Genomic DNA, 23,018 nt, shown 5'->3' on the forward strand with positions numbered 1-23,018 from the left:
TACGGGGCAGGCCCATGACGGAACATTCATCTTCTCGGGTTTTGCTCATGACTGCTGGCGGCATAAACCCGCAGGTGATGATCAATGCCATCCATCGGGAGTTTTCTGATCTCCACGTTATCCAGGAGGAAGCAGAACCGAAATCGGTGCTTCTGAAGCGGCGCGCGAAGCGGTTTGGATGGATGCATGCGCTTGGTCAGCTGGCTACGATGATTTCGTCACGGCTCGGCAAAGGCATCGCTGCGCGACGGTCTGAAGAGATCATTCACGAGCACGGGTTGATAGCGGATCCCAACCCGGCAGTGCCTGTGACATCCGTATCGTCCCTGAATGACGCTTCGTGTCACGCTGCGGTAAGTGCAATCCGACCGGCAGTCGTCTTCACGATATCCTGCCGTATCCTGTCACCCCGAACGCTTGCCGCGATCCCCTGCCCCGTGATCAACTTCCACGCTGGCATCAACCCGATGTATCGTGGCCAGATGGGCGGGTACTGGGCTCTTGTGGAAGGCGATGCGCAGAATTTCGGGGCAACCGTCCATCTCGTTGACAACGGGGTTGATACCGGCGGAACGCTTTACGAGAAACGGATATCTCCGGCCCGTTCCGACACGATGGCAACCTATCCGCTCCTGATGACGGCATCCGCGACGGATATCGCAATCAAAGCAATCCAGGATGCGATCACGGGCAATCTGAAGCCGTATGAACCAGCCGGGCCATCAGCCCTGCGCTTTCCGCCGCCGATCTGGACATGGCTTTATCACGGCATCACCAAGAAGATCTGGTGATGCTCACGGAAATGCCCGAGTTCAGGCCGCCGTTGCCAGCGCGCCGAACGCTTCCCTCATGCTTTCCGCGACAGCCTTGGCCGGGGCCGAGAGATGGGGCGCGGTTAGAAGCCGAATGTCGAAGCTGATGAGTTCGGGCAGCCCTTCCTTGGCGCCCAGAACCTGCATGTCGCTCGTGACATAGGAAAGCGGGAATGGTGCGATCGCAAGGTCGGACACGACTGCTGCGCGCTGCGCCATCGTATGAGAGCTCGCATAGGCGATACGATAGGAGCGCTTGTGGCGATCGAGCTGAGAGATCGCATCCTGCCGCCACACGCACCCATCCTCCCAGACGGAGATCGGTAGCGGATCACGCAAGTAGGCATTGCCGCATTTAGCACCGGCCCAGACGAGCCGTTCGGAATGGATCACTTCACCGGTGGTCGGGAACGGCCTTGTCGCGCAGTTGATCAGGGTGAGATCCAGCCGCTGCTCATCCATCCGCCGGCGTAATTGCAGGCTCTGGTCGACGGTGACATCGACCATGATCCCCGGAAAGCTCTCTCCGAAATCCTTCAGGAGCTTTGGGAGTAACCGCTCGGCGATATCATCGGGAGCGCCCAGCCTCACGACGCCCGCGAGATCGGGCATGACGAACCGCGAGACCGCCTCGTTCGATAGAGCGAGCATCCGGCGCGCATAGGACAGAAGCATTTCGCCATTCTGCGTCAACGACACCGATCGCGCGTCCCGCAGGAACAGCGTCGTCTTCAACTGTTCTTCGAGCTTCTTGATCTGCATGGACACGGCCGACGGTGTTCGCAGAACCGCTTCTGCGGCAGTCGAAAAGTTGCCCGTCTCGGCAATGGCAACAAAGGTTCTGAGGATGTCGATATCGAGCAATGGAAGAGGCGGTCGAAACGGAACGGTCATCGTCATCACCATCAATTAAATTGAACCTAAGCACCATATCATTTCGTTTGATTGAAAGTCAAACAGGTCGCACCCTTGGAAACACGACACGCCATCTCAAAACAAAACGAATCTTGATGGGATGGATCATTTTAATTCTCTTTTTTGATGACTGACCGCAGTTCACTTTGAATCGGCGTCCAGTGCTCGAACGAGAGCCCCAAGGAGAAAATCGATGAGCATCATGACCTATCGTGAGAGCGTACAGCCACGAACATCGCAGTCGTCGTTTGCGACATACTTCGGGCTTGCCCTGAGCACAGTTTCAAACCTGCGAGACGCATGGCGCCGCCGTCAAAATGAACAGGTCCTTGAGGGCCTGCCACCAGAAATCCGCAAGGATATCGGTTGGCCATCCACCGACAACGACCTCAAGCGCCATTGATGCGCAATACTCATGGCCTGCATGCGACATGCAGGCAGGTCTTGAGGCTGCGTCTTTTTTGATCGCCTGTTAACCAGATTATAGTGTGTGCGACCTTTGGACGTCGCAAATTTGACATTTCGCCGTCGTCAAATGTCCTTCTCCGTCACCGCCTTCCGTGTCAATGTCGCTTTTAAAGAAACGACCGGATCAACGGCGGCCAGCGAAGGGAACAGCGACATGGATATAACAAACCGTGGGCACGCGAAGAAACGCGCGCTCGTTTTCTTTCTTGTGCCGCATTTTACGATGCTGCCCTTTGCAGCCGCCGTCGAAACCCTGCGGATCGCAAACCGCATGCTTGGCTACGCCGCTTATACCTGGCGCCTCTGTTCCGTCGATGGCGAGAAGGTCTACTCGTCCAGTGGGATCGGTCTCGAAGTCAATTCCTCTCTTGCAGACGAACGCCGTCACCTGAGCGGTGAGCATCGCCCCAGCATGGTGCTGATGTGTTCCGGCATCTATGTGGAGGAGTTCAACAACAAGTCTGTCAACGCCTGGCTGCGCGAGACCTATAACCGCGGCACGGCTGTCGGAAGTCTTTGCACCGGCGCGCATATTCTGGCGCAGGCGGGGCTCCTGAATGGCAAGCGCTGCGCGATCCACTGGGAGAACCTCCCGGGTTTTGCCGAAGCGTTTCCACAGGCGGAAGTCTATGCGGATCTCTACGAGGTCGACTCCAACCTCTATACCTGCGCTGGCGGCACCGCATCACTCGACATGATGCTGAACCTGATCGGCCAGGATTTCGGCGACAATCTCGTCAACCGTGTCTGCGAACAGCAGCTGACAGATCGCGTCCGCAACCCGCATGACCGCCAGCGTCTTCCCTTGCGTGCCAGGCTCGGGGTCCAGAACTCCAAGGTTCTGCAGATCATCGAGCTGATGGAAAACAATTTGGCCGAGCCGCTGTCACTGGTCGAAATCGCCGACGATGTCGGCCTGTCCCGCCGCCAGATAGAGCGGCTGTTCCGGCAGGAAATGGGACGATCCCCTGCCCGCTACTATCTCGAGATCCGCCTTGACCGCGCCCGGCATCTGCTGGTGCAGTCCTCGATGCCGGTCGTCGAGGTTGCGGTCGCCTGTGGGTTCGTGTCGGCGTCTCATTTTTCCAAGTGTTACCGCGAGGTCTACAACCGCTCACCCCAGCAGGAACGCGCAGAGCGCAAGCTTTCGCTCAACACCGCACGCACCGGGGTCGTGGTGTAAGTTTTTTGGAAAGCGGCACGCCATCGATATGGGTGCCGCTCGCTTTGCACACTCAGCAGCTCTCAAGAAATCAGGCAACGTTCCTGACGTCGGATGCTGGAGCCTTCGAGCGCATCGTGCGGATCTGGATCAGCGTATCCAGGTTCTGGTTGACGCGGCAGTAGAACTCCTCATCGATGAAGGGCCGCAACATGAAGTCATTGCCGCCGGCCTTCAAGAATCGGGCGGAAAGCAGCCGGTCCGACGACGAAGACACGCCGATGACGCGCAGTTCGTGGGAACCGCGAACCGAGCGGATGCGGCGCGTCAGTTCGAAACCATCGATATCGGGCATGTTGTAGTCGGTGACGACGAGACCGATATCGGGGCTCTTCTTCAGGATCTCGAGGGCTTTGGCGCCGCTTTCGGCGACACTGACCCTAAAATTATAGCGCTTAAGGCGGCTCGAAAGCAATGCGCGGGCGGTCATGCTATCATCGACGATCAGGACGTGATGGCGGTGGTTGGTCAGGAACCTGCAGACCGATTCCGCCAGCATGTCGACCGCAAAGACGTTGTCCTTCAGGATATAATCCACGATATCCTTGGCCAGAAGCCTATCGCGTGTTTCCTGCTGGAAGGTGCCGGTAAAGACGATGGTCGGGATCGACAGATCGATCAAGTATTCCAGCGCCTCTCCGTTTTCAGCACCCGGGAGGTTGATGTTGGAGATCGCAAGCGTGACAGGCTCGGTGGAGCGATCGTAAGCAAGCTGCAGATCTTCGAAGTTACGGCAGATCTCAATCTCGATGCCGAACAGTTCTTTCAGTCGGGTCCCGACCATCGACGTAAATACGTTGGAATCTTCCGCAAGCAATATGCGCGCATTCGCCAAAGATTCGCCGGAATATTGCATGCCGGAAATGCCGAGAAATGTCATGGTACCCTTTTAACCCCGATCCTTGCCCCATTTGTTTAACTCTATGCGAAGCAATTTTCAGAAGCGTTAATTAGGCAGTACTTTCACATCTTGAGCGCAGCGGTCATCGAGTTACCGCTGCCTAAAGTGAATGATGTATTATTCCGGTACCTTACCATTCTCGGCGCGTGGCCTTACGCGCCACCCGCCGTATCTCCCTCGTCCGGCAGGACCGGCTTTCCGCGGTGGAAGACGATCTCCTGCTGCGGGAACGGAATCTCGATGCCCTCCGCGCGGAAGCGCTGCAGAATGGCGATCCTGAGGTTGTTCCGGATGCGAAGACCATCGCCCATGTCAGCGAGATGGAAACGAAGCTCGAAATTCAGCGACGACGGCCCGAATGTCAGGAACTCGACGTGAGGCTCCGGATTCCGCAGCACTTCGGGGATCTGGTCGACGAGTTCCAGCAGAATGTCCATCACCCGTTGCGGGTCAGCGTTGTAGCTGACAGCGATCGGAATTTCCGAACGGCCGATCTTGTTGCGATGCGTCCAGTTGCCGACCGCGGCGTTGATCAGGTCGGAGTTCGGCACGATGATAGATTGTTTGCGGAAGGTCTCGATCTCGGTCGCACGTACAGAAATCCGCTTGACGATACCTTCGTTTGCACCCGTCACCACGTGGTCACCCACCTTGAACGGACGTTCCACAAGCAGAATCAGTCCCGAAACGAAGTTCGATACGATGTTCTGCAGGCCGAAACCGATACCGACCGACAGTGCAGACGCGACAAGAGCAAAGCTTGAGAGGTCAATGCCCGCAGCCGACACGCCGACGATGACGGCAAGTCCGACGCCGAGATAGCCGATGCCCGTCTTTACCGAGTTTCGGACACCGAGATCCACCTGGCTTCGGGCAAGAACGTTGTTGTCGATCCACTTCTGAACCCAGTGGGTGACGACAAAGCCCAATCCGAACAGAAGGATGCCGCCGAAAATGCCGACGATCGAGATGGAGACGTTACCGATCCGAATTTCGGTGAAGAAATTGTAGATCCATGCCTCGATATCGGTGGTCTGGAAGCCCCAGGTCAGAAGGATGAGCGGGATGCCGAGAAACAGGGCGAACGCATAGATGCCGAGGCCGGCAACAAGCCCTGTCTGGTCGAGCGCGACCTCGCCAAAATTGCGGCGCTCCGCCAGCTGCCGACCGGCGCCGGTGTTCTTGAACGCACCCTGCTTGGAGATCGCCTTGCCCGACAGGAAGCCCAGATAGACCAGGACGACAACCGCGCCGGTCAGCACGATCTGTGTCGCGACAAAACGGGCAAGACCAATGTAGCCCGTCAGGACAGCAAGCAGAAGCAGCCCGCCCATGATCTTCAACAGACCGGAGAAAAACCGCGGCCAGGGATGGCCGGTACTGCCGCCACGATCCTCGCCCTCGGCAACGCGCGGCCGAACAAAGGAAATGGCGATCAAGATGAGACCAACGATGACAGCGGCGAACAGGCTCTTGACGATCGTCAGAACCAGTGGCGAGTTCAATGCCTCGCTGATCGCGCCGAGAAGGTAATCCAGTCCGTTGACCACCGCCATAACGAGCACGGCCAATGTCAGCAGCCGCGCGCCCTTATCGGTGATGCGCACCAGTCGCCATGCCGGTTCTCCCGGCGCCATTACGCCATAGGTGAGCTTCCAGACAAACGAGACGAACCAGATGAAGCCGAACAGCGAAGCAATAATCGGCGCCACATCGGGTCTGAGAACATTGAACCCATCGAGGAAGAGATAGGAGGTCACCAGAAAGGCCGCGATCGAGACCGTCTGGATCACGGTCGACCAGAAGGCGACCGAAAGACGCTTGATATAGGATGGATCTTCCTGACCGTTGCGACGAATGAAGCGGCCGAAAATGCGGTAGCCGCCCCAGAGGAATAGGGCCGCAGCACCGATGGACAGCGCGATGGCGCTCAGAAGCTGAAGCAGCTTGAAGCGGATGACAAAGCCGATCCAACTGCCAAGCGTCGCGTTGAAGTTGTGCACTTCGGTTACGAAGGCATTGCCCGCCTCGATGAATAGATCGGCGTTCAATTCCGTATGACGAAACAGCGTCTGCGCGAACAGGGCACGGCGCAGGTTGGTGATCGTGTTCGCGAGATTTGTCGCGCTGTTGGCCAGGTTGTTGGCATCATCGACGATGAGGTTCAGCTCGGAACGCTCATTGACCAGCTTGCCGCGCTCCTCGGCGACGGCCGGCGCTTCCTGCGGCTGCCCTTCGGCCGGTGGTTCTCCGAGGCTCGTCAACCTGGACTGGATCTGCGTGACACGTGCCTTCAGCGTGTCAGACGCGCTGCGCATCTGTTCGACGATCTCTTCCGCCTGCAGGCGAAGCTCGGCCAGTCGGCCATCGTCGGTCGTATCCTGCCTGACCTGATCGTTGAACGTGGTCAGCCGGCCGCGAAGGCTGTCCAATGTCTCCTTCATTTCATGATTGATCGAGTCGACCGTCACCATCGACTGTGGGTTTTGCTGAGCAGATGCCTGCGGTTGCCCGGCCTGCCCGGGGGCTGCCTGGCCCGGCGCGGTCTGGGCTGGTGCCGCTTGGGTCGGTGCAGCCGGGGTTGGCGCAGCCGGGGTCGGTGCAGCCTGGGTTGACGTCGTACCGTTTTGCGGAGCCTGCGCATTGGCCGTAAACGCTGCTGCGGTCACAAGCAGGACGATCATGGATGCGCGGATCGTTCGCGTCATCAGCGACAAGGGATCGAAGGAGTTCACGCGCACCGGTCTCTACTCTTCTCAGGACAATCGGAATCGCAGGCACGAATAGAGGCACTTCAAGGCGAAGAAAAGGACGTCCTGCACAGCTTGAAAATTCCTTGGGAACTTTGGAACATTCTGCTGCGTTACCAATCGCAAATTCAAAAAGTGAGGGTAAGACATGGAAGAAGCAGGCATCGGCTGGATCGCAGCCATCATCATCGGCGGCATTGCAGGCTGGCTGGCAGAACAGTTCATGAAGAGCAATATGGGCGTCTTCATGAACATCCTTCTCGGCATCGTCGGCGCGATCATCGCCAACGCCATTCTCGGCTTCTTCGGCGTTGTGCTGGGCGGCTGGATTGGCTACCTCATCGCCGGCTTTATCGGCGCCTGCATACTTATTGCAGTTGCGCGCGCCTTTAGACGCTAAGCGCTGATTAGATCAGGTCTGATCAAAAACCCGACCCCGGCAGAGCAAGATACTCGAGCTCTTCCGGGGTCGAATTGCGTCCGAGCAAAGCATTTCGATGCGGGAAGCGGCCGAACTGACGGATCACCTCCCGGTGCTTGACCGCGTAGTCGTGATATCGTTCGTCGCCGAGGAGAGCAAAAAGCTCGACTGCGCGATCCTGGTCTTCAAGCGCTTCCGAATGCTCGAAGGGCAGATACAGGAAGCACCGCTCATGAAGACCGGCGCCCGTATCGACACCTTCGTCAACTGCCAGCCTCGCCTCCCGCAACGCGATCCAATCTGTTGCGAACGCCAGCGGTGTGCCCCGATAGATATTGCGAGAAAACTGGTCGAGCACGATGATGGCCGCGAGATGCCCCTCGCGTGAACCTCGCCACGTATCCAGATCTCCATGCGCCAGAAACAGGTGAGTCGCCGCGAAATGCTTCGAGATTGCGACGTCCAGCGCAGGGTTCTTTTCGAACCATTTCTCCGGTCCCAGTTCGACGAACCAGAAATTCAGCACGTCTTCAGGGGGACGAACCGCTTCAGAACTCATCAAGCTTCCTCCAGTTGAACACCGTCGGACGCCTTGCCCATCATCACCAGCAGAGCCTCCACGACAAGCCTGTGATCGTCTCGCTGCGGGAGACCCGATACGGTGACTGCGCCGATACAGCCCGCGCCGTTCACCTTTATCGGAAAACTGCCGCCATGCGGTGCATAGTCGGCAATAGGAAGCGAGAACTTTGCCTCGAGTGTTGTCTCCTGCCTGGTCATCTTCAGACCCATTCCATAGCTCGACTGAAAGAAGCGCATGACAACATTGCTCTTGCGCCGAACCCAGTCTTCGTTGTCAGGCATCGAGCCCGGCAACGCCGTGTAAAAGAGTGGCATCGAGTGAAGCCGGATACCGATCGCGACTGGCAGTGCCTTCTCGATCGCCATGTCGCGCAGCAAAGAACCGAGTCGCCAAGCTTCGTCCGGACCAAAGCGGTCGAAAATCAGGGCCGCTTCCTGCTCGGCGATCCTGGCGATATCCTGTTCAAGCGTCATGGTATTTCCCCGTTTGTAGCCTCATTGATGACGGTGGAATTGGGGAATGTAAATATCCTGCCCGCCAGCGCCGTTGCTGATCTTCCGGCAGACCATCCGTTCCACGGTTTGCGGAAAGACAATTGTAAATTGCTTGTGCGCAACCGCGAAGAAGCGGATAGAGGAAATTACCTCCAATCCTTCCCATTCAGGCCTCCCTATCATGGATCTATTTACCGCTGCTGGCTTGGCTGCCCTCGTCGAGGTCATTGCCATCAATCTCGTGCTGTCCGGCGACAACGCGATCGTTATCGGTCTTGCCGCTGCCGGCCTTCCGGCGGACATGCGCAAGAAGGCAATCCTGTTCGGCATCGCGGCCGCAACCGTGCTTCGTCTGATCTTTGCAGCGGTCACCTCATACCTTCTCGGCATCGTCGGGCTGCAGCTGGTCGGCGGCCTGTTGCTCGCCTGGGTGTGCTGGAAAATGTGGAGCGAACTGCGTGCCCACGATACGGCAGACGCCAACGCGCTGAACGCTGCGGCCGCCAACCAACCGCAAAAGACGTTTTTTCAAGCGGCAATGCAGATCGTCGTCGCTGATGTGTCCATGTCACTGGACAACGTCCTTGCCGTTGCCGGAGCTGCTCAGGAGCATTCCGCAGTCCTGATCATCGGTCTCGTCGTGTCGATTGCGATGATGGGTATCGCTGCCAATTTCGTGGCGAACCTGCTCAACCGCTACCGCTGGATCGCCTATCTCGGCCTCGCCGTAATCGTCTATGTCGCAATCACCATGATCTATCACGGCATGATCGAAGTCTTGCCGCTGATCCAGTCTGCCTAGTCGTTTCGGCTCGTTTTGAAACAGCGGTTTAAACGCTCATTATCATACAATCGAGATTGACCGTCGAATCAGAGCGCTGCCATTGAAGCAGGCTGGCTAGCAACGTTAGGTGGTCGCAGCCGGCAATAACCGGTCAGGGGCTCGCGGACCCCCAGCTCGAAAGTGCTGGTGAGCCCCGTCCAATCGTTGACTGAGGTCAAGGCCGGTTCGCGCCCGACGCGAGGCGGGTCAAACTTCGGTTATCCCCCGCCGTGATGCGATTGACCGTACCAGCACTCTCCTTTAGAAGCGGCATTCTTCCGAAGCAGGCTCTTCGGTCTGACGAATATTCCGGAGTTGGAACGGATGGCGGTGTTTCCGGCAGGAACACGAGAGACGGCCCGGTGCGCGCAGGACAAGCTCCCGTCGCAATGGGCAGTCTTTGTCGCGGCACTGCTGATCGCCTTCGTCGCCCTTCTGTCCGGTGGCCTTCGCGACAGCCAGGCAATTCTGCGCATTGCGCATTCCAGCGAGAAGAGCTCGGAGACACCACAAGCCAGCAAACGCGATCCTATTCGCACGCTGGCAACTGCCGACCGCAGGGAGGCTGGTCCCAGCCAGTGGAGCGGCGCAGACGGCGCTTTGGCTTTCACCGCCTCGACACTGACGATTCCGGAATTTGCTCAGGCGATTGCATCCGCACTCACCGATGCCAACCCTATCGGCACGCATTGGCCGGCTCCGCTGCCGCGCGCACCGCCCGTCGTCTCCTGAGCGCGATAGTCGAACCTCACACGCATACGGCCCCTTGCTGCGAAACGCGCAACCGGGGCGAAGCAGGATCTTAAAACATGAGAAATTCACCCTGGCTGGTGGCGAGTTACATCCTCGTCATCGTGTTCGGCTTCCTGGTGGCGATGCCGAACATTTTGCCGCAATCGGTCCTCGACCGCGTGCCGTCCTTCCTGCCTCACAGCCGCGTATCGCTCGGTCTCGACCTTCGCGGCGGTTCGCATCTGGTGCTGGAAGTGGACCGCGCTGATCTCATCAACGAGCGTGTCCAGGGCCTGATCCAGGATGCACGCCGCGTTCTGCGCGAAAAGAACCTCGCAACATCGGCTATCCGTCGCTCGGGCGAGGCTGTGCTTGTTACGCTTCGCGATCCAGCGCAGCGCGATCAGGCCGTCACCGAGTTGCAGACGCTCGCGAACCCGATCGGGCTTGGCACGACGGTTGGTGGCAGCGACCTTTCCATCACCAGCCAGGGCGACAACACGATTTCCATCGCCCAGACGGATGCGGGGATCACCTCCCATATCAACGCTGCCGTTGAGCAAAGCCTTGAGATCATCCGCCAGCGCGTTGACCAGGTCGGCGTCGCCGAGCCGACGATCCAGCGTGTGGGTTCGGACCGCGTTCTCGTCCAGCTTCCAGGCGAACAGGACCCTTCGCGCCTGCGCCAGCTTCTCGGCTCGACCGCCAAGATGAGCTTCCACCTTCTCGGTGACCAGGGCCAGCCGGGCGTAACCATGATCGCAGACGAGAGCGGTCAGCAGTATCCGGTGCTCGACCGCGTCGAACTCTCCGGTGACCGCCTGACCGATGCCCGCGCGGCGTTCGACCAGCAGAGCCGCCAGCCGATCGTCACCTTCCGTTTCGACAGTGCCGGTGCAGCCCGCTTTGCCCAGATCACACAGGCCAATGTGGGCCGTCCGTTTGCGATCGTGCTCGACAACAAGGTGCTCAGTGCACCCGTTATCCAGACGCCGATCACCGGCGGTTCCGGTCAGATTTCGGGCAGCTTCACGCCTGAGGACGCGACCACCCTTTCCGCGCTGCTGCGCGCCGGCTCCCTGCCCGCCAAGCTCACTGTCATCGAAGAACGCACCGTCGGCGCCGACCTTGGCTCCGATGCGATCGAGATGGGCATCTTCACCGGCCTCATCGGCTTCGTCCTCGTCGTCTGCTTTATCTTCTTCCTCTACGGGAGCTGGGGCATTCTTGCCAACGCTGCGCTTCTTATCAACGTCGTTCTGACCTTTGCGGGCCTCACCTTGATCGGGTCGACACTCACCCTGCCTGGCATCGCCGGCGTGGTGCTCGGCATTGGTCTTGCAGTCGATGCGAACGTTCTGATCAACGAGCGCATCAAGGAAGAAACCCGCAAGGGCAAGAGCGCGTTTGCGGCAATCGACTCGGGCTTTGCCCGCGCATACTCGACCATCGTCGACAGTAACGTCACGGCGCTGATCGCGACCGTCCTTCTGTTCTGGTTCGGCTCTGGGCCTGTCCGCGGCTTCGCGGTCACCATGGGCCTCGGCATCATGATCTCGATGTTCACCGCCGTGTCGGTCGTTCGCGTCGCGATGATCTACATTGCCGCTCAGCGCAAGCTGAAGAAGATCGAGATCAAGCCGCTTCTACCGATCAATCTCGTTCCAGATGGTACGCGTATCCCGTTCATGAAGGGTCGCTTCATCGGTATCGGCGTGTCGGTTCTCCTGTCGATCGCCTCGCTCGTGCTGTTCGTAACGCCGGGCCTCAACTACGGCGTCGACTTCCGCGGCGGTATCCAGATGGAAGTCGTAACCGCCAACGAAGCGGATCTCGCGTCCTTCCGTTCGGGCCTCAACGAGCTCGGTCTCGGCGAAGTGGCACTGCAGGAATTCGGTGCCCACAACAGGCTCCTGGTCCGTGTCGAACGCCAGCCGGGCGGCGAGATTGCCCAGACGGAGGCTGTCGAGAAGCTCAAGGCCGAAGTCCTGAAGATCGACCAGACTGCCAAGGTCGAGCGTACTGAAGTCGTCGGTCCGAAGGTATCGGGCGAACTTGCAACGGCCGGCTTCCTGTCGGTCCTGCTCGCCTCGATTGCCATGATGATCTACATCTGGGTGCGGTTCGAATGGCCATTCGCCGTCGGTGCCATCGCGACCCTCGTGCTCGATGTGACAAAGACGATCGGCTTCTTCGCGATCACCGGTCTCGACTTCAACCTGACAGCGATTGCCGCGCTGCTGACGCTGGTCGGTTACTCTGTCAACGACAAGGTCGTGGTCTATGACCGCATGCGCGAGAACATGCGCCTCTACAAGAAGATGCCGTTGCGCGACGTGATCGACCTGTCGATCAACGAGACGCTGGCGCGAAGCCTCTACACCTCGGCGACAGCGTTCCTTTCGCTTCTGCCGATGGCGATCTGGGGTGGTAGCGCGGTTTCCAGCTTCGCGATCCCGATGGTGTTCGGCATTCTCGTCGCTGCCCTCTCGTCGGTGTTCATCGCGGCGCCGATCCTGCTGTTCCTTGGCGACTGGCGTACCCGCCACCAGGCTCAGAAGCCTGTTGCAGACGACACAGCCGTCGATTCCAAGCAGATCAGCAACGTCTGAGGCGTTTCACCATCCGAACAAAAGGGCGGGTCGTTTCCCGCCCTTTTTCATTTCCACGTTTTAAACCCGGTTTTCCATGGTCGATCTTGCCGCCTATGCGGGCCTGTTCTTTGCTGCATTCATCGCTGCCACGATCTTTCCGATGCAGTCGGAAGCGGTCCTTGTCGGCCTCATCCTGTCGGATCGCTATGCGCTTGCGGCCCTCGTCCTCACGGCCTCCGTCGGCAACACGCTCGGCTCGGTGGTCAACTGGCTGATGGGATTGGGCGTGGAGCGGTTCCGCGACCGACGCTGGTTCCCCGTCAAGCCTGACAAGCTTGAGAAGGCAAAGACCTGGTATCGCAAATACGGAAAGTGGTCGCTTCTCCTGAGCTGGCTACCGATCGGCGGCGATGCCATCACCGTGGTCGCGGGTGTTCTGAAAGAACCGCTGCCAACGTTTCTTGTTTTGGTCTTCATCGGCAAGACGCTTCGCTATGGCGTCGTCGCGGCTGTAACGCTCGGCGTGATCGGTTAAACCATACCAAACATGGAACAATCGTGTGATGTTCCCATTAGTGTTGCCATGTAGGACCATGTTGGGAGGCAGTCATGGCAGAGGCGTTCGGCGCGAAAGAAGAAACACCTGAACTTAAGCGCGTGATGGGCCCCGGCCTGCTGCTTTTGTTCATCGTTGGCGATATTCTCGGAACGGGGATCTACGCGCTGACCGGACAAGTGGCCGCTGAAGTTGGAGGCGTTGTCTGGCTTCCATTCCTGGTCGCCTTCCTCGTCGCCTTGCTGACCGCCTGCTCCTATCTCGAACTCGTCACCAAATATCCGCAGGCAGCCGGTGCCGCACTCTACACGCATAAAGCCTTCGGCGTCCATTTCGTCACGTTCCTTGTCGCCTTCGCCGTGATGTCATCAGGCATCACGTCTGCAGCGACGGCATCGCGGGCGTTTGCTGCCAACTTCTCGACGTCGCTCGGGCTCGATCTTGGGGTCTGGGGCGTACCACTGATCGCTGTCGGCTTCATAGCGCTGGTGGCCGCAGTCAATTTCCGCGGTGTTGGTGAAAGCGTAAAGCTCAACGTCGTACTGACCGTTGTGGAACTGACCGGCCTTCTCATCATCATCGGCATCGGCCTCTGGGCAATTGCTGGTGGCGAGGGCGATGTGTCGCGTGCCTGGACGTTCGCCACACCGGAAGGTAGCGGAACGTTCTGGCCAGTAGTCGCCGCAACCGGTCTTGCCTTCTTCGCGATGGTCGGGTTCGAGGACTCGGTCAACATGGCCGAAGAGTGCAAGGAGCCAAGCCGTCTCTTCCCGAAAGTGCTGCTGACCGGTCTCGCGATCACCGGCGTGATCTACATTCTCGTGGCAATCTCTGCGATCACGCTCGTGCCGGCAAACGAGCTTGGCGAGGGCGAGACACCGCTTCTAAAAGTCATCCAGGCCGGCGCGCCCGCGTTCCCGATCAGCATCTTTGCGATCATCACGATGTTTGCCGTCGCCAATTCGGCGCTGATCAATATGATGATGGCAAGCCGGCTTATCTACGGCATGGCTCGCGAAAATGTGCTGCCCGCCATGCTCGGCAAGGTGCACGCAACGCGCCGCACGCCGTATATCGCAATCGTTTTCACATCGCTTCTCGCCGTCTGTCTGATTCTCTTTGCCGGCGGCGTGCCCGCTCTTGGCGGGACGACTGCACTACTGTTGCTTTGCGTCTTTGCGATCGTCAATGTCGCCGTGCTGGTCCTGCGCAAGGACAAGGTCGACCACAAGCACTTCCGGACACCAACGATATTGCCGGTTCTTGGTGTGATCTCCTGCGTGTTTCTTGCAGGCCCATGGGCCGGTCGCGATCCGGTCCAGTATGCCATTGCCGCCGCCCTGCTTGGCCTCGGCGTCATACTGTGGATCGCCACCGTCCAGTTCATGAAAACATCCAGCAGTTCTGCCTGACCGGTACCAGACGACCGGCGTCAGCCTCTCACGCTCTGGACTGAAAGGTGATGACGCCGTCGTTGGCGACGCTTACGGAAATCCCGGTGTAATCCGGGATCCGGAAGTGCCCGCCTTCGACGTCGTGGGTATGGGTGGCGGTGATCACCATGACATCGGCACCCGCCGCCTCGCCTGCCTTGATGCCGGCAGGGACGTCCTCGAACACCATCACGTTGGAAGGGTCTGCGCCAAGCCGTTTCGCGCCGAGCCTGTAGCCCTGCGGGTCCGGTTTGCCGATCGTGACGTCCTCGGCAGTGACCAGCATGGACGGTATCGCAAGGCCAGCTGCGGCAAGTCTTGCCTTTGCGAGTTCCAGCGGCGACGACGTCACGACACCCCATTGCCCCGCGGGCAGGCTTGCCAAGAATTCAGCAGCGCCCGGAATCTGAACGATACCCTCGACATCGTCGATCTCGCCGCGCAGAACCTTCTCCGCTTCCACTGCCGGATCAAGACCCGGCAGGTTGAGGCTGGTGATCGTATCGATGCCGCGCTTGCCGTGCATGAAGGGCAGGAATTTCTCCACGTCGAGCCCCTGCTCTGCCGCCCAGCGTCCCCAGACACGTTCGGCAGAAGCAATCGAATTGAGGATCGTTCCGTCCATGTCGAAGAGAAAGCCGCGATAACCTCTGGTCGGCAGGACGATGACGTTTTGGGAGACTGACAATGCGGAATTCCTTTTGGAGAGACTGACGGGATTTGCAGGACCGGATACGCATCCGGACTACAGATAGGAGGGAGCCGGCGCAATTGACGGCGAGGTTCGAAGCGTTAGAACTGAGAATGGGAATGGAGAAAACCCTATGAATGAGGATTTGATGGGGCACGCGGATCTGCGCGGCCGCGGCGTGCTGATCACGGGCGGCGGATCCGGCATTGGAGCGGCGCTTGTCGAGGGATTCGCGGCCCATGGCGCGAAGGTCTCGTTTATCGACATTGCCGACGAACCCAGCACAGCACTGGCGGACCGGCTTTCCGCGATCAACGATCATCCAGTCCAATATATAAGGGCGGACTTGCGCGATACCGACGCCATCAAACATGCGGTCGATGATGCGGCAGCAAGCCTCGGGTCACTCTCGGTGCTCGTGAACAATGCCGCCTGGGACGATCGCCGGGATCTCGATGATATCACCGAAGATTACTGGGACCTCAGCCAGGCGATCAATTTGAAGCAGGTGTTCTTCACATCGCAAGCCGCCGTGCCGCATATGCGGTTGGCGGGCGGTGGTGCGATCGTCAATTTCTCATCGATCGCCTGGATGCTCAACATGGGTGGCATGCCATCCTACACAACCGCCAAGGCCGGTATCGTCGGTCTGACCAAAAGCCTCGCCGGCAGGCTTGGGCCGGAAAATATCCGGGTCAATGCCATCCTGCCCGGCATGATCGTCACCGAGCGGCAAAAGGACCTGTGGCTGAAGGATGAGGACATCGCCGCGATGATTGGGCGCCAGTGCCTCAAACGCAGCCTGGTGGCGCAGGATGTCGTGGGCCCGTGTCTGTTTCTCGCGTCGAGCGCCGCGGCTGCCATGACCGCGCAGACCTTGGTGATCGATGGTGGCGCGATCTAGCGGGAAAGGAAGATGGTGCCCCTGCCGAGGAATTGAACCTGGATCGGCTGCAAACGAAGCAGCTGCTCTGGCTTTGAGCTACGAGGGGCGTGCGAACTGATTGCCACCGATTGGTAAGCAGCGCAATCACAGCCTTTACCAATGGTTACGGGGTAAGGTTAACCCTGGCCCATTATGGCTTGGCACAATTGAAAATGCCCTGCGGATCCTTCCAGAGGAAGAACCCGCAGGGCCTGGAGGCCAGCTACTCCGCTGGAGAGAGAGCGGGCGGCGCCTCCAAACCGTGCTGCCGCAGGGGCCGCATTCCGGTCATCAGGCGCGCCAGCATATAGAAGACCGGCGTCATGAAGATGCCGAAGAAGGTCACCCCGATCATGCCGGAAAATACCGCGATACCCATGGCGACGCGCATTTCCGCACCGGCACCGGTGGACACGACCAGCGGCACCACGCCCATGATAAAGGCCATCGACGTCATCAGGATCGGGCGAAGGCGAAGGCGGCTGGATTCGACTGCAGCCTCGAACGGCGTTCGGCCTTCGAACTCCAGCTCGCGGGCGAATTCCACGATCAGGATCGCGTTCTTCGCCGACAGTCCGACCAGCACCACCAACCCGATCTGGGTGAAGATGTTGTTGTCGCCTCCCGTCAGCCAGACACCCGTCAGTGCCGCCAGCACGCCCATCGGCACGATCATGATGATCGCAATCGGCAGCGTCAGGCTTTCGTACTGCGCCGCCAGCACAAGATAGACCAGCAGCAGGGCGAGCGGAAACACGATGATGCTCGAATTGCCGGCCAGGATCTGCTGGTAGGTGAGATCGGTCCACTCGAAGGCAACGCCTGACGGCAGTGTTTCGTCGAGGATCTTGGTGATCGCCGCTTCCGCCTGCCCGGAGGAAAAGCCAGGTGCCGGCGCTCCGTTGATATCGGCGGCGAGGAAGCCGTTGTAGCGCGTGGTGCGTTCCGGTCCCGTCTGGGCGTCCACCTTGAGGAGCGCCGATAGAGGGATCATCTGGCCCGATTGCGAGCGGACTTTCAATGCACCGATATCCTCGGGCTTTGCACGGAACTGCGCATCCGCCTGCACCCTTACGCTGTAGGTACGGCCGAAGGCGTTGAAGTCATTGACGTAGAGTGAGCCGAGATAGATCTGCAGCGTCTCGAACACGTCGGTGACGGATACGCCCAGCTGTTCGGCCTTGGCACGGTCGAGATCGGCAAACAGCTGCGGGACGTTGATCTGGAAGCTGGAGAAGATGCCCGCCAGTTCCGGAGCCTGCATGGCCTTGGCAATCACGGCCTTGGTTGCATCGTCCAGTGCCTGGTAACCGTAACCGGCACGGTCTTCGAGTTGCAGCTTGAAGCCGCCCGTGGTGCCGAGGCCGTTGACCGGCGGCGGCGGGAACATGGCGATGAAGGCATCCTGGATACCGGCAAACTTCTGGTTCAGTGCCATGGCGATGGCGCCGCCCGAAAGCTCCGGCGTCGTGCGGTTCTCGAAGTCGTCAAGCACCGCGAAGACGATGCCGGAATTCGATCCGATCGTGAAACCATTGATCGACAGGCCCGGGAATGCAATCGCATGCTCGACGCCCGGCTGCTTCAGGGCGATGTCGCTCATGCGCTTCACCACATCTTCGGTACGGTCGAGCGTTGCCCCATCCGGCAGCTGTGCAAAGCCGATCAGATACTGCTTGTCCTGCGCCGGTACGAAGCCGCCCGGCACCGCGTTGAACACGCTGTAGGTTGCACCGATCAGGGCGAGATAGATCACCATGACGATACTCTTGCGCGACAAAAGCCCGCCCACCGTGCGGCCATAACCGTTCGAAGCGGAACCGAAGACCCGGTTGAAGCCGCGGAAGAACCAGCCGAACAGCCAGTCCATGCCACGCGTCAGCCGGTCCTTCGGGGCATGATGCCCCTTGAGCAGAAGAGCTGCCAGTGCCGGCGACAGGGTCAGCGAGTTGATCGCCGAGATCACCGTCGAGATGGCGATGGTGAGCGCGAACTGGCGGTAGAACTGGCCGGACAAGCCCGAGATGAAGGCGAGCGGCACGAACACGGCGACGAGAACGAGCGCGATCGCGATGATCGGTCCGGAGACTTCGCGCATTGCCTTGTAGGTGGCGTCGCGCGGATTGAGACCGTTTTCGATATTGCGCTCGACATTCTCGACGACGACGATCGCGTCATCCACGACAATACCGATCGCCAGCACCAGGCCGAACAGCGTCAGCGCGTTGATCGAGAAGCCGAGTGCATACATCACGGCGAACGTGCCGATGATCGAGACCGGAACCGCGATCAGCGGAATGATCGATGCACGCCAGGTCTGCAGGAAGACGATGACGACGATGACGACCAGCGCAATGGCTTCGAGCAGCGTATCGACGACCTTTTCGATCGACGAGCGGACGAACTGCGTGGTGTCGTAGACGATCTCGTATTTCACGCCCTCCGGCATGGCCAGCTGCAGTTGGTCCATGGTGGCGCGGACCGTATCGGCGATCTCGATCGCATTCGAGCCCGGCGCCTGCAGGACGGGGATGGCGACTGCCGGGCGTCCGTCGAGAAGCGACCGCAGCGTATAGTCGGCGGCGCCCATCTCGACCCTTGCGACGTCGCGAAGCCTGGTGATTTCGCCGTTGGCGCCGCTCTTGACGATGATGTTGGCGAACTCTTCCGGCGACTGCAGACGTCCCTGCGCGTTGACGTTGAGCTGCAGATCCGTGCCCGGCACGTTCGGCGAGGCACCGATTATGCCGGCTGCGGCCTGGACGTTCTGCGCGCGGATTGCGTCCGTCACGTCGCTTGCCGCGAGATTGTGCTCGGCAGCCTTTTGCGGATCGATCCAGACACGCATGGAATAGTCGCCGGCGCCAAAGACCTGCACCTGGCCGACGCCTTCGATCCGTGCCAGCCGATCCTTGACGTTCAGCGTCGCGTAGTTGCGAAGGTAGGTCAGGTCATAGCGATCGCTATCCGAGACCAGATTGACGACCATGATGAAGTCGGGCGAGCTTTTGATCGTCGTGATGCCAAGCGCCCTCACCTCGGATGGCAAGCGCGGTTCAGCCTGGCTGACGCGGTTCTGCACCAGCTGCTGCGCCTTGTCCGGATCGGTGCCGAGCTTGAAGGTGACCGTCAGCGTCATCACGCCGTCCGACGTCGCCTGGCTCGACATGTAGAGCATGTCTTCGACGCCGTTGATCTGCTCTTCGAGCGGCGTCGCGACTGTCTCGGCAATCACGACCGGATTGGCGCCGGGATAGGTCGCTTTCACCACGACCGAAGGCGGAACCACGTTCGGATATTCGGAAATCGGAAGTGCGCGCATGCCAAGCAGGCCGGCGACCACGATCAGGATCGACAGGACGCCAGCAAAAACCGGTCTGTCGATGAAAAATCTTGAAATATTCATTGTCTAAGCCCTCTCTCCAGGGTCGAACAGAAACAACAGGCTCCCCTCTCGCGGCCTGTGCAGGCCGCGAGTGCTTACCGTGTCTCGCAATTGTAGTTGTGGTTGCGGCCCGCCCCTCCAGTTAGGGAGAAGCAGACCGCATCAAGTCACTTGGTGGCGACTTCGTCCTGCGGCGCCACGATCGCGCCCGGGCGGATGCGCTGTAGCCCGCTGACGACGACACGATCGCCGGCAGAAAGGCCCTTTTCGACGATCCGCTGACCATCGATCACCGATCCGAGCTGAACCTGCCGGTAGCCGACCTTGTCGCCCGCCTCGACAACCAGCACGAACTTCTTGTCCTGATCGGTGCCGATCGCCTTTTCGCTGACCAGAAGGCGATCTTCGGCCTTGGGTTCACCCATGCGGACCCGCACGAACTGACCGGGGATCAAGCGCCCGCCCGGATTGTCGAAGACGGCGCGGACGCGGATCGTGCCGCTTGCCGCGTTGACCTCGTTGTCGATCAGCTGCAGCTTGCCGCGGACAGGCGTCGTTGACGCGAGCGTGCTGGCCTCAACCGGAACGTCGCCAATCGCCGGCACGCCGTCCTTGACGTCGACCTGGGCCAGTGTGCGGGCCACCAGTTCTTCGGCTGCATCAAAGCTTGCGTAGATCGGGCTGCTCGACACGAGCGTCGTCAGCACCGCCGAGGCAGAGCCTGCCGCCACGAGATTGCCGACGGTGACTTCAATGCGACCTGCACGCCCGGAGATCGGGGCACGAATCTGGGTATAATCCAGATTGATCTGCGCCGATTTCAGCGTTGCCCTTGCTGCTTGGACATTGGCAATCGCTTCGGCGCGGGCGCTCTGACGCTGCGAAAGATCGCTCTGCGAAATGGTGTTGCGCGAGGCGAGCGTCTTGCCCCGTTCCAGCTCGGTCTCGGCATAATCGAGCCTTGCCTGGGCGGATGCCATCTGTCCCTCCGCCTGAGCGACGGCTGCCTTGTAGGGCTCGGGATCGATCGAGACCAGAAGATCGCCTTCCTTTACGAGACCGCCTTCACGGAAATGCACGGACAGAATTGCGCCGGCCACCCTTGGGCGAACCTCGACGCGATCAACAGCTTCCAGACGGCCGGAAAACTCTTGCCAGGTGGTGACGTTCTTCGGCTGCACGGCGGCAACCGTGACCGGCACCGCCGGCTGAGCCGCCGCTTCCGCGGGGGCCGCATGGGCGCCTGTCGGCGTATCGATAGAGAGCGAAGCGCCTGCAATGAGCGCAGCAACACTTATTCCGGCGCCCCACGGGGCCCAGTTTTTGATCTTCAACATAATCATAATCTCCTGACGGTCCTGCCCCAGGGAGGAGGAGAAAACCGTTGTCAAACGCTAGAAATCGACGTCTGCTTATTCACTCAACGTTTCGACGAAGCCTTTGAACTCGGCGGAAAGACCCGCCATCCAGTTCCCCTGCCCGCCCTTGTAAACACCCGTCCAGCCTGCGCCTTTCGGGAATATTTTCTGCCTGACCGAGACGCCCGAGGCTTCGAGCCGGTCCGCATAGTTGACAACCTCGTCATGCAGCGGATCGTCTTCTGACGTGACGACCAGAGCCGGCGCAAGACCGGATAGCCGCGAACAGAGACAGGGCGCAGCATAGGGATGCTGAAACCCGCAGGCCGAACGCAGATAATGGCTCCAACCGTCGGACCATTTCTCGCGCATGCCGATCTCGTCGGCTCGACGAAACGATTTCGAGGCCATCATCGGATCGATCATCGGCGACAGAAGGATCTGTCCCCGAAGCTCGCCCGGCAATTGATCTCGCGCCTTCAAAGCCACGCCCGCCGCGACGTTGCCGCCGGCCTCGTCGCCCGCAACGAAAAGCGGGGAACGGGCGGACCCGAAGCGCTTGCGGTTGCTGCTGAGATAGGCCAACGCCGCGAAGGCGCATTCCATTGCCTGCGGAAACAGATTGCCGGAGGCGGCACCATAATCCGCCTCGACAACGATTGACCCCGCATGCGAAAACACTTGGCCAATCGGCACTTCACGGTCCCGCACACCATTCTGCTGGAATGCGGTGCCGCGCAGGTAGAGTATAATCGGCGCGACCTTGGCTGTCGGCTGGCTCTCGTAACGGTGGATCGAAACAGGCAGGCCTGCCCACTCGATCTCCGCGTTTTGGTTCCATTTCGTCATTCAATCCTCCTGCCACAGCCCAAAGGCCGGATTGGCGAAAGGCATCTTGCCGAATAACTTGGCCCTGATATTATTGTTCCTGACAGAACTCACAAGTCGCTGAAATCGGCAACACTGTTCCGGATAGGCGAATAATACAACTTTTCGAACGGAATCAACGATGGACCAGCTTTCCTCTATGCGCGTCTTCGTGCGCGTCGTCGAAACGGGCAACTTCACGCGTGCTGCCGCGACCCTCAATATTCCCAAGACCACGGCCACCAACATGGTCCAGGGTCTGGAGGCGCATCTGCGCACGAAGCTCCTCAACCGCACGACACGTCGGGTGATGGTCACGACCGATGGAGCACTCTACTACGAGCGCGCCGTACAGATCCTGTCGGAGCTTGAAGAACTCGACGGCACGATGTCGAAATCGCAGAACCAGCCCACGGGCCGACTGCGTGTCGAGATGGCAGGGGCGTTCGCCGACCTCGTGGTGATCCCTAACCTGTGCGAATTCTACCAGCGCTACCCGCAGATCCAGCTGGATATCGGGGTCGGCGACCGGCTGGTCGATTACATTGCTGAAAATGTCGACTGCGCTCTTCGAGGCGGCACGCCCAAGGACCAGTCGCTGATCGCGCGCAAAGTCGGCGAGCTCCGCATGCGCAATTACCTATCCCCGAACTATCTTGAGCGATTCGGTATGCCGACCCATCCGCGAGATCTGGAGACCGACCATTTCTCTGTCGGTTACCTCAACGCGACGGCCGGCCGGATCATGACCTTCGACTTTTGCAAAGAGGATGAGACGCTGGAGATCATGCCGCGTTACGCTGTCTCGGTGAATGATGCGCGCTCCTACGTCAACGCGGCGGTCGCGGGTCTCGGGATCGCACAGGCAGCGCGGTTCATGGTCCAGGAGCACGTGAAGAGGGGCGAACTCATCGAGATCTTCGCCGAATGGGAGTGCGAACCGCTGCCGCTCTACATCGTCTACCCGCAAACCCGGCACCTTTCCAACAAGGTCCGGGTCTTCGTGGATTGGCTCGCCAAACTGGTTCAAGGCTTGAAGGAAGACGAACAGCCGACGGTCACATTGCTGAAAACGGGCTGAGTTAGGT

The 23,018-nt window shown here is 59.6% G+C and carries 20 protein-coding genes and 1 tRNA gene; 11 read left to right on the forward strand and 10 right to left on the reverse strand.

The window, feature by feature from the left end:
• Nucleotides 1-14: 14 nt before the first annotated feature.
• Nucleotides 15-791 (forward strand): formyl transferase, encoded by a 777-nt coding sequence (locus ASG19_RS12420; RefSeq protein WP_062457195.1) that lies wholly within the window; start codon nt 15-17, stop codon nt 789-791.
• A 21-nt stretch (nt 792-812) separates the two neighbouring features.
• Here the strand turns inward: ASG19_RS12420 and ASG19_RS12425 are convergent, their stop codons facing one another.
• A complete protein-coding gene (locus ASG19_RS12425; RefSeq protein WP_062458089.1) occupies nt 813-1,706 on the reverse strand; it encodes a LysR family transcriptional regulator in 894 nt (297 codons plus the stop codon).
• A gap of 214 nt (nt 1,707-1,920) precedes the next feature.
• On the opposite strand from ASG19_RS12425, the gene ASG19_RS23535 reads away from it, so the two are divergent.
• Both ASG19_RS23535 and ASG19_RS12430 read left to right on the forward strand, forming a co-directional pair.
• Complete coding sequence (locus ASG19_RS23535) at nt 1,921-2,130, forward strand: hypothetical protein (RefSeq protein WP_082476298.1); 210 nt, start codon at nt 1,921-1,923, stop codon at nt 2,128-2,130.
• 219 nt (nt 2,131-2,349) lie between these two features.
• Nucleotides 2,350-3,378: a GlxA family transcriptional regulator gene (locus ASG19_RS12430; protein WP_062458093.1), complete on the forward strand. Its 1,029-nt coding sequence runs from the start codon at nt 2,350-2,352 to the stop codon at nt 3,376-3,378.
• A 70-nt stretch (nt 3,379-3,448) separates the two neighbouring features.
• Here the strand turns inward: ASG19_RS12430 and ASG19_RS12435 are convergent, their stop codons facing one another.
• Both ASG19_RS12435 and ASG19_RS12440 read right to left on the reverse strand, forming a co-directional pair.
• Nucleotides 3,449-4,297, reverse strand: a complete 849-nt coding sequence (locus ASG19_RS12435) for a response regulator (RefSeq protein WP_062457198.1) — start codon at nt 4,295-4,297, stop codon at nt 3,449-3,451.
• Nucleotides 4,298-4,470: 173 nt separating this feature from the next.
• Nucleotides 4,471-7,059: a mechanosensitive ion channel family protein gene (locus tag ASG19_RS12440; RefSeq protein ID WP_062457201.1), complete on the reverse strand. Its 2,589-nt coding sequence runs from the start codon at nt 7,057-7,059 to the stop codon at nt 4,471-4,473.
• Nucleotides 7,060-7,216: 157 nt separating this feature from the next.
• Here ASG19_RS12440 and ASG19_RS12445 point away from each other — a divergent pair, with 157 nt between their 5' ends.
• Entirely contained in the window at nt 7,217-7,468 is a 252-nt protein-coding gene (locus ASG19_RS12445) for a GlsB/YeaQ/YmgE family stress response membrane protein (protein ID WP_062457205.1), read from the forward strand.
• Nucleotides 7,469-7,490: 22 nt separating this feature from the next.
• Here ASG19_RS12445 and ASG19_RS12450 read toward each other — a convergent pair whose 3' ends face one another.
• The gene (locus tag ASG19_RS12450; RefSeq protein ID WP_062457209.1) at nt 7,491-8,048 is read right to left on the reverse strand and encodes a DUF924 family protein; all 558 of its coding nucleotides are present in this window, start codon (nt 8,046-8,048) and stop codon (nt 7,491-7,493) included.
• Complete coding sequence (locus tag ASG19_RS12455; protein WP_062457212.1) at nt 8,048-8,545, reverse strand: heme-degrading domain-containing protein; 498 nt, start codon at nt 8,543-8,545, stop codon at nt 8,048-8,050. The genes ASG19_RS12450 and ASG19_RS12455 overlap by 1 nt, the downstream gene beginning before the upstream one ends.
• 202 nt (nt 8,546-8,747) lie before the next feature.
• Between ASG19_RS12455 and ASG19_RS12465 the strand changes: the two genes are divergently transcribed.
• From ASG19_RS12465 to ASG19_RS12485, 5 genes are all read left to right on the forward strand, one after another.
• The gene (locus ASG19_RS12465) at nt 8,748-9,368 is read left to right on the forward strand and encodes a TerC family protein (RefSeq protein ID WP_062457218.1); all 621 of its coding nucleotides are present in this window, start codon (nt 8,748-8,750) and stop codon (nt 9,366-9,368) included.
• 345 nt (nt 9,369-9,713) lie between these two features.
• Entirely contained in the window at nt 9,714-10,121 is a 408-nt protein-coding gene (locus ASG19_RS12470; protein ID WP_062457221.1) for a hypothetical protein, read from the forward strand.
• 77 nt (nt 10,122-10,198) lie between these two features.
• A complete protein-coding gene (secD, locus tag ASG19_RS12475; protein WP_062457224.1) occupies nt 10,199-12,733 on the forward strand; it encodes a protein translocase subunit SecD in 2,535 nt (844 codons plus the stop codon).
• Nucleotides 12,734-12,809: 76 nt separating this feature from the next.
• Nucleotides 12,810-13,250 carry a YqaA family protein gene (locus ASG19_RS12480; protein ID WP_062457227.1) on the forward strand — a complete coding sequence of 147 codons (441 nt, stop codon included), beginning with the start codon at nt 12,810-12,812 and terminating at the stop codon, nt 13,248-13,250.
• Nucleotides 13,251-13,324: 74 nt separating this feature from the next.
• A complete protein-coding gene (locus ASG19_RS12485; protein ID WP_062457230.1) occupies nt 13,325-14,683 on the forward strand; it encodes an APC family permease in 1,359 nt (452 codons plus the stop codon).
• Nucleotides 14,684-14,711: 28 nt separating this feature from the next.
• Here ASG19_RS12485 and ASG19_RS12490 read toward each other — a convergent pair whose 3' ends face one another.
• Nucleotides 14,712-15,392 (reverse strand): HAD-IA family hydrolase, encoded by a 681-nt coding sequence (locus ASG19_RS12490; protein WP_062457233.1) that lies wholly within the window; start codon nt 15,390-15,392, stop codon nt 14,712-14,714.
• A gap of 136 nt (nt 15,393-15,528) precedes the next feature.
• Here ASG19_RS12490 and ASG19_RS12495 point away from each other — a divergent pair, with 136 nt between their 5' ends.
• Nucleotides 15,529-16,299, forward strand: a complete 771-nt coding sequence (locus tag ASG19_RS12495) for an SDR family oxidoreductase (RefSeq protein ID WP_062457236.1) — start codon at nt 15,529-15,531, stop codon at nt 16,297-16,299.
• Nucleotides 16,300-16,312: 13 nt separating this feature from the next.
• Here the strand turns inward: ASG19_RS12495 and ASG19_RS12500 are convergent.
• The 4 genes from ASG19_RS12500 to ASG19_RS12515 all read right to left on the reverse strand — a co-directional run bounded on the left by ASG19_RS12500 (nt 16,313) and on the right by ASG19_RS12515 (nt 21,912).
• Nucleotides 16,313-16,388 (reverse strand) — tRNA-Thr (locus ASG19_RS12500).
• A 155-nt stretch (nt 16,389-16,543) separates the two neighbouring features.
• On the reverse strand, nt 16,544-19,726 hold the full coding sequence (locus ASG19_RS12505; RefSeq protein ID WP_062457238.1) for a multidrug efflux RND transporter permease subunit: 3,183 nt from the start codon (nt 19,724-19,726) through the stop codon (nt 16,544-16,546).
• A 146-nt stretch (nt 19,727-19,872) separates the two neighbouring features.
• Nucleotides 19,873-21,045 (reverse strand): efflux RND transporter periplasmic adaptor subunit, encoded by a 1,173-nt coding sequence (locus tag ASG19_RS12510; RefSeq protein ID WP_174196843.1) that lies wholly within the window; start codon nt 21,043-21,045, stop codon nt 19,873-19,875.
• Between the two features lie 72 nt (nt 21,046-21,117).
• Nucleotides 21,118-21,912, reverse strand: coding sequence for an alpha/beta hydrolase fold domain-containing protein (locus ASG19_RS12515; RefSeq protein ID WP_062457245.1), 795 nt, complete (start codon nt 21,910-21,912; stop codon nt 21,118-21,120).
• Nucleotides 21,913-22,072: 160 nt separating this feature from the next.
• On the opposite strand from ASG19_RS12515, the gene ASG19_RS12520 reads away from it, so the two are divergent.
• Nucleotides 22,073-23,011: a LysR family transcriptional regulator gene (locus ASG19_RS12520; protein WP_062457248.1), complete on the forward strand. Its 939-nt coding sequence runs from the start codon at nt 22,073-22,075 to the stop codon at nt 23,009-23,011.
• The last annotated feature ends 7 nt before the right edge of the window (nt 23,012-23,018 follow it).

Source organism: Rhizobium sp. Leaf306 (genome assembly GCF_001423425.1).
GTDB classification, from domain to species: domain Bacteria; phylum Pseudomonadota; class Alphaproteobacteria; order Rhizobiales; family Rhizobiaceae; genus Neorhizobium; species Neorhizobium soli.